The sequence below is a fragment of the Candidatus Saccharibacteria bacterium genome (assembly GCA_012965045.1).
GTDB lineage: Bacteria > Patescibacteriota > Saccharimonadia > Saccharimonadales > DTSZ01 > DTSZ01.
The window spans coordinates 65,148-75,751 of sequence record DTSZ01000001.1; the positions used below are offsets into that span (position 1 = coordinate 65,148).

The window sequence follows — 10,604 nt, forward strand, 5'->3', positions numbered from 1 at the left end:
TACTTATATACTGAATCCTGGAGGACTATGAAAACAGTACTTAAACGCCTGTTAGGTGGCGATCAGCAAGGCCGTAGACTTAAAGCGCTCAATAAGCGAGTAGCGAAAATTAATGAGCTCGCGCCAGACATAAAAAAGCTGAGCGACACACAGCTGCGTACGCGCATGGACGAAATAAAAGCGAGTGTTAGAGCCGAAGAGGTGAGCCTAGAAACACAGCTTAACGAAGTATTTGCTATCACCAGAGAAATGTCCGAACGAGTGCTTGAAATGCGCCACTTTGATGTTCAGTTGGTTGGCGGCATGGTGTTGCACGAAGGTGATATTGCCGAAATGCGCACCGGTGAAGGTAAAACGTTGGTTGCCACACTACCTATGGTGCTTAATGCGCTCGAAGGTAAGGGTGCTCACTTGGTGACCGTTAACGACTATCTGGCCAAGCGTGACGCAGGCTGGATGGCTCAGCTATACGATGCCCTTGGCCTCAGTGTCGGTGTTATTGCCCCACAACAGAGCTACATTTATGACCCTGAATATACCGATGACAGCCACGACGATGAACGCTTGTGGCACTTAAAGCCCTGCTCGCGCCAAGACGCTTATAAGGCTGACATTACCTACGGAACTAATAACGAGTTTGGCTTTGATTACTTGCGCGACAACATGGTTGGTAGCCCGAAAGACTTACGGCAGCGCGAACTTCATTATGCGATTGTTGACGAGGTCGACTCGATCTTAATCGACGAAGCTCGGACACCGCTAATTATTTCTGCTCCAGCAAGTAGTAGTAGTAATCAGTACGAGGTTTTCTCAAAAGCTATTCGCATGCTAAAGCCAGACGAGCACTACGAAGTCGACGAAAAGCAACGCAGCTCAACACTAACCGATGCCGGTGTTGAGAAAATGCAGGAACTGCTTGGTATCGATAATTTGTATGACCCACAACATGTTCAAGCTGTGTACCACATGGACCAAGCTCTAAAAGCCCAGACGTTATTTAAAAAAGACAAAAACTATGTCGTTAACAACGGCGAGGTGATTATTGTCGATGAATTTACCGGACGGTTGATGCAAGGTCGACGCTACAGTGAAGGCCTTCACCAAGCGATTGAGGCTAAAGAAGGCGTTAATGTGCTGCAAGAAAGCACAACTCTTGCCACTATTTCGTTCCAAAACTATTTTAGGTTGTACACTAAGCTCTCTGGCATGACTGGCACGGCCGAAACCGAAGCCGAAGAATTTTATCAAATATATAAACTCGATGTTGCTGTTATCCCAACTAACAAACCAATTGCTCGTGTCGACCATGCAGACAAAATTTTCAAAACAGAGAACGGTAAGTTCAAGGCAATCATTGAAGACATACAACAAAAACAAGCAGACGGTCAGCCAGTGCTGATCGGTACTGCATCTGTTGATAAAAACGAGCTATTAAGTCGCGCTTTAAGTAAGGCTGGTGTAAAACACGAAGTTTTGAATGCTAAAAACAACGAGCGTGAAGCCGCAATCGTTGCCGCAGCCGGCGAAAAGGGCGCAGTCACTCTAGCTACCAACATTGCTGGTCGTGGTACCGACATTAAACTGGCGGACGGCGTCAAAGAACTTGGCGGTCTGCATGTTATCGGTACCGAACGCCACGAGTCGCGTCGAATAGATAACCAGCTACGTGGACGTTCCGGACGTCAGGGTGACCCCGGTTCTACTCAGTTTTATGTGTCGGCAGAAGACGAATTAATTCGAATCTTTAGCGGCGAAAAAATGAAGGGGTTAATGGAGCGGTTCGGCGTAGATGATGAAACGCCAATACAACATAAAGCTGTTTCGCGCGTACTAGAACAAGCTCAAAAGAAAGTAGAGAACTTTAACTTTGATTCGAGGAAGAATGTTGTTCAGTACGACGACGTTATGAACCGTCACCGTAAGAGCATTTATAGTTTACGAAAAGACATTTTAACGAAGGATCAAATAAACGAATTGGTCGAAGAAGTTATTCGCGACGAGGTTGATGCCTTACAGCAGGCTCCAGAGCCAAAAACTGAAACAATTGTTGCCGAATTTAAGCGGCTTATTCCGTTAACCAACGCTGAAGAGAAAAAACTTAAAAAGGTATCAGTTGATAACTTAGACACTGAATTAACCGATCTAGCTATTGCAAAACACAATCAGCGTAAAGAAGAGTTTGGCGATGAAATAATGGGTCTTATGGAGCGTGAGATATATTTACGTCTACTTGATGACTTATGGATGCAGCACCTTGAGAACATGCAACATTTACGCGAAGGCATTAATTGGCGCAGTGTTGGTCAAAGAGACCCCTTAGTTGAATACCGCCGGGAAGGTCAAAACTATTTTGAAGGTCTTATGGTAGAGCTTAAGACTCGGGTCGTACAACTGCTATTTAGAACTCAGCCGCGCATTGAGCAACCTACCGAGCAAGCAGAAGTCCAAACCGAGCTAACTAAAGCAGCCGAACAGGCGAGTACCAGCGGCGGCGGTGCAGAAGCGCCAAAATCTAAAACTAAAACTCGCACAATCAGAGGTTCAGCAAACCAAAAAGATACTACAACTAAAAAGTCTACCGAACGGTACCAAAAACGTAAGAAGAAAAATCGACGCTAGTGATTGAATTTGCACAAAAACAGGTGGCAGTTGCAGGGTTTGGCGTAGAAGGTCAGGCGACAGCAAAATTTCTTCAAACACGCGGAGCGATTGTAACGGTGCTTGATGAAAACACCCAGCTTGATCAGGCAGGGCCGTATACGTTTAAGGTAGGTAAACAAGCGTTTTCTGATCTTGAATCATACGACTTTGTGTTTCGCACTGCTGGACTGCATCCACGGAAATTATCAGTCGATCAGTCCAAAATTCTTACCGCCTACAGCCTTCTGCTGCAAGACTACAGGCAACAGGTTATTGGGGTGACTGGGACTAAGGGCAAAGGCACTACATCGACGTTAATCGGGCATATTTTAAAAGCCGCTGGTAAAGACGTTTATGTGGCGGGTAACATCGGCCACAGTCCACTCGACTTTTATGACCAACTAACTGCCGACTCATTAATTGTTATGGAGCTGTCGAGTTTTCAGCTTATTGATGCGCAGCAGTCACCACATGCGGCTGTTATGTTAATGATCGAACCTGACCATATGGATTGGCATAGCAACATGGACGAATATATTGACTCAAAACTTAATCTTGTTCGATTTCAGTCAGATCTTGATATCGCTGTTTATAATCCCGAAAATCCTAACACCAAAGATATTAGCCAGGAGTTTGAATGGGCTTTGCCATATTTGCGTGGAACTCAAGGTCATGTGCGAAATGGTTATATTTGTTTTGCCGAAAATAAAATCACTCCAGTTAGTGAAGTTGGCCTGATTGGTCCGCATAACCTCGAAAATATTTGTGCAGCAACAACTGTTTGTTGGTACATTCTAAAAGAACAGGGTTTGGATGAAAAACAGATTATTACCGCGCTTAATGCTGCAATCCGTAGTTTTAGTGGTCTGCCGCATCGTAATGAAGATCTAGGTGAGGTAAATGGGGTTCGCTACATTAACGATACGTTCTCAGCCAACCCAATTGCGTTGCAGGCGGCATTGTCTTCTTTTGAGCAACCAAAAATTCCTATCGTTGGCGGATTTGATAAAAAAGTCGGCCAAGAAAACATTATAAAAGCGCTTATTAAATATACGGATTCGATCCGTCACGTGGTGTTGATTGGTCAAACAGCTGAGGCGATTGCTGAATTACTCCAACACGCAGGGTTTAGTAATTACTCGATTTTGCCGCTTAACACCAACATGAAGACGATCGTTGCTATGGCAAACAGTCATGCAGAGCCTGGAGATGTTGTGTTGCTGAGTCCGGGCCATGCTAGTTTTGATATGTTCAAAAACTATAAAGATCGCGGTGAGCAGTTTAAGCAGGCTGTCGCGGAGCTAAGCAATGAGTAGGGTCCAAACCTTCATTTTCGATCACTTTGGTTATGATGCCGACGCAAAAGTGGCTGATTTTTACTATAAAACAGATGCTGGTCATGAATTTCATGAACGGCTGGAGTTTAATCATGCCCACGTTAATGACTTTCCGCTTACAGCCCTCGAAGAAGCCCTTAAACTGTACTGGCTTTTAGCCGGTGTTTCATATTACAAGGCTCATTTGGCTACCACAATCGAATTTAATGCTCATAATATTGATGCCTGGCAAGCCGAGAGATTAAACACAATTTACACCAATGGACTTGGCGAATTTTTGTATATGAATGAACGAGGCCCAGATGCAGTTGCATCGTTTTTTGGCTTTCAAGACGACCGCGAAAGAACCGTGCCAAAGACTGTGGTGTCAGAGGCAGCTTTGGTGCTTATTGGCGGAGGCAAGGACTCATTAACTACTGTTAGTTTGTTTGACCAACAACGCCAACCATATGAGATTTTTAGAGTTAACCCCCAGGGCTGGATTGTTGATCAAATGTCAGAAATTGGCGTCCCGCCCATTACTGTCGAACGCACGATTGATTCGTTTTTAACTTCTGACGAAGACCAAATGAAGGGGCATGTGCCGATAACGGCAATTATTTCGGCCAGCGCTATTATAGCTGGCATCCTTGGCGGTTTTGCCGATGTTGTTACCAGTAACGAAAAGTCTGCCGATGACCCCAACATTACAGAGTACGAGGGAATGGCCATTAACCACCAGTGGTCGAAAGGCTTAGAACTAGAAAACATAATGCAACAATGGACACGACGCTATATTAGCAGCGACCTTCGGTACTATTCGTATTTAAGAGAAATGACTGAACCGCAGATTGCCGAGATTTTTAGTCGTACAGCTTTTGAGCGGTTTAGTGGTTTGTGGTCGTCGAGTAACGAGAACTTTAAGCAAGACTCTGATGGAACATTAAGTTGGGACTTACGGTCGTCAAAAGCGATCTCTACGTTTATATTGTTGCTGCCTCATATTAAAAAAGAAAGCCTTATTGCAGAATTTGGCGGTAATCCGCTAGATATGGCTGAAAATAAGGACATGGTTTTGAAGTTGCTTGGCAAAAAAGACATCAAACCATTCGAGTGCGTGCCGTCGCCATATGAACTACAAGTGTCCATGGAGCAGGCAACAAAAAGCCAATGGCCAGAACTACAAGCATACTTAGGCTAGCATAGTAGTGCTAGTAATACTTTAAACACACTATTGACAATTAAACAAAACTATTTACAGATAAATATTTGTATGGTTTTATAATATTTATGGAAACTACACCCTTACATCCCGAGCAAGAAGCTACATTCGAGAGATTAGCTATTCATTCGGCTAGCGAAGTTATCTCAAAATCCGAAGTCAAAGGTAGCGCAGAATCTCAACCACCACAAGATGTCGTCATAGATAGAGCAGATCTAGGGCTGTTTGTTGCGATCGATGGTGTCGGTGGGAATGGAGGAGGTGACTTAGCGGCTGAAAGTATTAAAACTTCAATTGAAAATGGAGTAGTCAGCGGCAGCACCCTTTTAGAAGCGACGAGACAAGCTGAAAGGGATCTTAAATCAAAAGCAAATAATGGAGATATTCCGCCGGATGCTGGAGCTGTTCTTTCAGGAGTAATGATTGATACGGTTACGCGGGCTGTGGAGACCATTCATCTTGGCGATACTCGCATACTACTTAAAAGGAACGATGAAGACGGGTTTACGCAAATTACCAAGGACGAGGGACATGCTAATTTTATAAACAATGGTATTCTTGCAAATCACACTGCCCGATATGATCAAACATCAAGTTTCTTGATAGAACCAGGGGATCAATTATTAATATTTACGGACGGAATTTGCGGTGATTTTGAGCCAGACTTTTTGTCAGATGAGACGTATTTAGAAGCATTTAGTCAACAAACACCGGCGGAAGCAGTAGATTATTTGCTTTATAAGGCAAGAAAAAAAGATGATAGAGGTATTATTGCGGTATTCATAGAAGATCAGCCGCTCCCACTAACAGAGGAGGCACAACATACAACACTTGAAGATACTCTAGGAGGCACCAACTCTTGGCAGTCTCACAAAACCAGAGCACAGAGGCAGATAGACGCGTACAAAGGAACACTCGACGCTGACATAACGGACAAGCAAAGACAACGTGAAGATTTTTTGGCATATCATGAGAATGATCATCTTGGCCTTGCGACAGCCTCGGTAGAAGATATAACGCTTAAAGTACACCAGATTATAGATAAATTAAGCAAAGTGAGTTCTGATAGCGGTGAGTATGCTCGAAGGGTAAAACAACTCAACGAAGCTACCCTAAGATTGCAGTTATGTGGCATTCCGAGCGACCAGCATCAGTCAGTGTACGATAATTTTGATCTGCTAAGTTCAGAGCAGGTAGATCAATTAGTAGAAATGCACCGTGCTAAAAAAGCTGAACAAGCCGATGAGTTGGCAGACCTAAGTGTTGACGGTAGCACAAGCGGATCGAATGTCGATGGAGACAATCTACCTCAGTTAGCGCCAGTACCCCTACACCCTGCGCTGCTTGATGGAACTGCGCAAAAAGCTTTGGATGAATTTGATGACCGGCACGACGCTGATTCAGGTGATAGCGGAAATACAGTTAACGCAAATCCTGCGAGAATCAAGAAATCACGTAGCCTTACAGGAATGTACCTATGGGCTAAAGATGAGATTAGTTTTAGAGCAGGAAGCCTATGGAATAAGCTCCCGGGCTCTGATTCGCTAGCTAAACAATGGGAAAGTCTTAGCCCTAACAAAAAAAGAGCAGCTAAGGTTGTTGGCGGCCTAGCCACCTTAGCGGTAGGTTATTACGCTGCGCGCAAAGGTGCAGAGCTGATTAGTGATTTGTTTGATACGGATAGCATTGTCCAAGGTGGCGAAATAGACTCACCCGATCTGTCCGCCCCTAGCAACGAAGAAGCTCCGCTACCAGGCATTGAAGCAGAAGCATCTGAGTATGACATGCCCGATCACCTTACAGACCAAGACCTATCAACGCCAGCAGATGGAGCTACTGTAGAAGCTGGCAGTGGCCAAGAACCAGCGATTACTACTGATAACCAAGCCGCTACTCCAGAAAACGAGGCTACCCAGACTCAAGGAACGACTCCTGAAGCAACTGGAGACACTCTGCTTGAAGACCAGATAGATAGCAGCATAGAAACACACAGCGAGCTCGAACGGTTAGTAGAAGCTACAGAAAACTACAACTACGATGTAATTTCCGGCGATGGTGTGACCAATATGATTCTTGATATAGCTCAAGAAGCTGGTGTAGAACTAACTCCACAAGAAGCGTTCGAAATAGCTCAGAGTGAAGGAGCTAGCTTCCTCGAAACTGGCATCACTTCGCCGTCAACCGCACCTTTTACCGAGGGAATTGGCGGATTACAGCTTGATCAAGTAATAGACTTTGAAACTCCACAGCAACAAGACCTCAAGGTCCGTTTGTTGCGTAAAATTCTCGAATTTAAACAGTAAATATAGTTGCAAAATAAGCCAACTTATTGACTAGCTTATCTTATTGTGCTACTGTTTATTGTATGAAAGTTGAAGCTCGAACATCTGAAGCACCACAAGGCGGTGGCTACGACCCAGAGGCAGCACGCCTTGAACAAGATGCTGAATTTACAGAGTTTTTTACTAATCTTAGTACTCAAGAACAGATTGATTACGAAACGACTGTCATTGAGAAAATAATTGAAGAAACAGATAGGGGCGAGGGTAATGCTGCAGCCCCAAGTCACGAGTATTTACTCATACAGGATGCCAAGCATAGAGAGAATGACGGACGGCTTAAGAATATAGTTAAAGATCGACTTCAAGGAGAGTCATTAGCCGAATTAATTGTAAAAAACAGCGAATGGAAAAATAACCCTGATCAATTATGGCTAACAATTCGCAGAAGTGTAGAGCGTGACGCTCAGGAAGCAGAAAAAGCAGAAGAAGCTGAGCACAGACAGGTAAAACTGGCAGAAGTTAAAGCAAAGCAACTTCAAGAACTTTCTAAGATCGAGGCACGAAAAAAGCTTGAAGCACTATCGAACGCTGATAAACAACAACAAGAAATAAATAATTATTCAAAACCGAGCGGCGACACCAGTAATACACTTAAAACCGCACAAGAATTGTCTGAACAAAAATCAATGCGACCGGCGGTGATGCAAAGAGAGAAGAATAAGCTAAAAGACGCACATAATGCTTTATTAAACTACAACGAATCTGAAGACCCTTCAGTGCACATAATTAAGCGATTGAATGTACGTGCCATTCGTCATTTAACAGATGATGAACGAAAACCATTCATGGATGCTTATAAAGAGGGGCTAACTAATAAACGAATAAAGTATGAACTTCAACAAGAAGACGTTGCGAAAGAAGCACGAAAAGAAGCGATTAGAGAAAATTATTTTGATGTAATGAATGTCTTCAATCGATTTGAATCTGGAGAAGAGTTAACTGACGCAGAGCTGCAAAAAATGAATGTTAAAGACGATACATCCTTTACCGAAGGACAACGAAAGCTGTTTTACAATACGTACCTGAAAGCACGCCATGAGCTAGGTGTTAAAAATGTAAAAGCAGCAGAAGAGAAGTTGCGACAAGAAACCGATGGCGCCGCCACAACCGAGACTACTCCAGCGGCAACAGTTGAATCGCGTATATATAGTCTATTGTCGATAGAAGCTTTACAAAATCTATTTGATCACTATGAGCTTATGGCGCGTTTAAAATTAGCAAAATTAGGCACTTTAGTTACCAAAGTTGCGAGCAAAGCATAAGTTTTAACAAAATAAACTTGCGTATATAACAAAACTATTGACAAATAAGTAAAAAAACAGTAGTATAGTGAAGTCATCGTTTTGCGGCGAACATGGCAAAGCATCGCATATACGCAAAAGGTGGGGGAATTTAGCAGATTAGCTTCGAGAAAACAGGTTTATACCTGTGAGTAGGGAAGTTTTTTGTTTTTTAAACCACAGTTGCTTACAAGATGTTTTGTAATGGTGAGGCGAAGAGGGACGTTAACAGTTTTAGTCAAATCACTTCAAATTCATTTTTGAAACTTGTAGCGTTTTGTACTGCTTGCATGCAGAGCATGCAACTCTGACAAAACTCTTGGATTATTTTGAAGTTTTTCTTTTCGGTGCGCACTCTTCGTACACTAGTACGATTCGTTTGCGCTCGCTCAAAGAATAAACGTTCAAACTAATCTCAAGTACAAGTATCAAAATTTGAATTTCCCTAACTCAGTAAAGCGAAAAAGGGAATTGATGTGAATTTCTGTTCTTGTAGCATCTACGCGTTAGGGCGGGACTATGCTTACTAGGCAAGGAAATAGCTTTTATAAACTAGCGGCCGCAATTGCTAGAAAAACTACTTCCATATGCGGTAGTAAGCATTATCCTGCTCTTGATGCGAGCGAATGAGGTCGCCCTTATTCCCAGAATGCACAAGTAGCAGAAGAAACACTTTACTTATATAAATTTTGAAGAATAGTTCTTCTACAGTACGGTTTTTATTTTTTAAATTTGAAAACAGCTTAAAGCTCACGTTGGACGTGGGTTGTAGGCTGTTTTCAAATGCCCTCTACCTGGAAAGGAGGAATTGAAGTTCTTAAGCGGCTTAGATAGTCGTCTAGAATGGCCATCTGGCCGCAGCTTGAACAACGATCCCTCTGAAAGGGGATGGTAAGAATGAAGACCCGTAACTACCCAGGGATGGTGAGCTTGCTCATCATCCTGTCGTTGATGCTCTTTGGAGCACCAGCGGCGAACGCCCAAATGGGCGAGCCGCGGCCGGGCTTGATACCCAGCGCCGCACAAGCCCCGCCCGCCGACACCGCTAGCGACACTGAAGCACCCGCCGAAGACCGTCGTTTTAGCAACGCTGGACTCACCGGAGTGCAGCATGGTTCTGGCACCTTCGCTACAGCTTCGGGCTCCGAGCCTGATGAGGTTGAAGAAAGTGCACCGGCAGCAGCCGACAACACCGTGTCCGAGTGCACGGAGGAGTATCACTTCTTCGCGTACGACGCCACGAACGGCTACTTCGGACCTGAGGTCGAGGCAACGACAGCGGAGGAGGCAGTTGAAGAACTGCACCGCCGTGTGTGCATCGACCCTGCATTGCTCCACGAGACGCTGGTTCACCTCGAGATCATTGAGGAAGCCACAGACCACGTGGAGCAGGTGGAGCGTGTTCGCGCCTACCTTGACGACCGCGAGCAGTGGCTCGAGGACGTTGAGCAGTTGATGGAGTTCATCGAGGACCAGGAGATCAGCCTCATCACTGAGGATGGTTATTACTGGACCAAGTACATGGACGAGAGTCGTGGCGGTGTGCCGTGGGTCTACGAGACCAACAATACCGCTGGCGATCGTGTAGTGCTTCGAATTGGTGACAAGGACTTCCAGCTCATCTGTGGTTTCCAGCCACGAGAGGAGCGCGAGCGTCCTGAGCGAGTCGTGAACACCTTCGTTCCGGCCTCTGACGAGCCGGTGACTGAGGTTCACGAGCCCGAGACACACTTCGTCTGCCAAGATGGCGTCGAAGATGTCGAGGTCCCGCTCAACGTTCAGGACGATGGTTCCTGCGATGACG

General features: G+C 44.7%; 5 protein-coding genes and 1 pseudogene (1 of these 6 only partly in view). All 6 read left to right on the forward strand.

The genetic code is table 11. From position 1 onward, the window contains the following. The first annotated feature begins 27 nt into the window (after nt 1–27). Nucleotides 28–2,619: a preprotein translocase subunit SecA gene (gene secA / locus EYO12_00290; protein HIA91540.1), complete on the forward strand. Its 2,592-nt coding sequence runs from the start codon at nt 28–30 to the stop codon at nt 2,617–2,619. Next, nucleotides 2,619–3,956 (forward strand): UDP-N-acetylmuramoyl-L-alanine--D-glutamate ligase, encoded by a 1,338-nt coding sequence (gene murD, locus EYO12_00295; GenBank protein HIA91541.1) that lies wholly within the window; start codon nt 2,619–2,621, stop codon nt 3,954–3,956. The genes secA and murD overlap by 1 nt, the downstream gene beginning before the upstream one ends. Continuing rightward, entirely contained in the window at nt 3,949–5,157 is a 1,209-nt protein-coding gene (locus tag EYO12_00300) for a hypothetical protein (protein ID HIA91542.1), read from the forward strand. The genes murD and EYO12_00300 overlap by 8 nt, the downstream gene beginning before the upstream one ends. An 89-nt stretch (nt 5,158–5,246) precedes the next feature. After that, nucleotides 5,247–7,481, forward strand: coding sequence for a hypothetical protein (locus tag EYO12_00305; GenBank protein ID HIA91543.1), 2,235 nt, complete (start codon nt 5,247–5,249; stop codon nt 7,479–7,481). Nucleotides 7,482–7,543: 62 nt separating this feature from the next. Beyond that, the gene (locus EYO12_00310) at nt 7,544–8,782 is read left to right on the forward strand and encodes a hypothetical protein (protein ID HIA91544.1); all 1,239 of its coding nucleotides are present in this window, start codon (nt 7,544–7,546) and stop codon (nt 8,780–8,782) included. 915 nt (nt 8,783–9,697) lie between these two features. Then, nucleotides 9,698–10,604 (forward strand): annotated as a pseudogene (locus EYO12_00315) (hypothetical protein) (it continues 431 nt past the right edge of the window).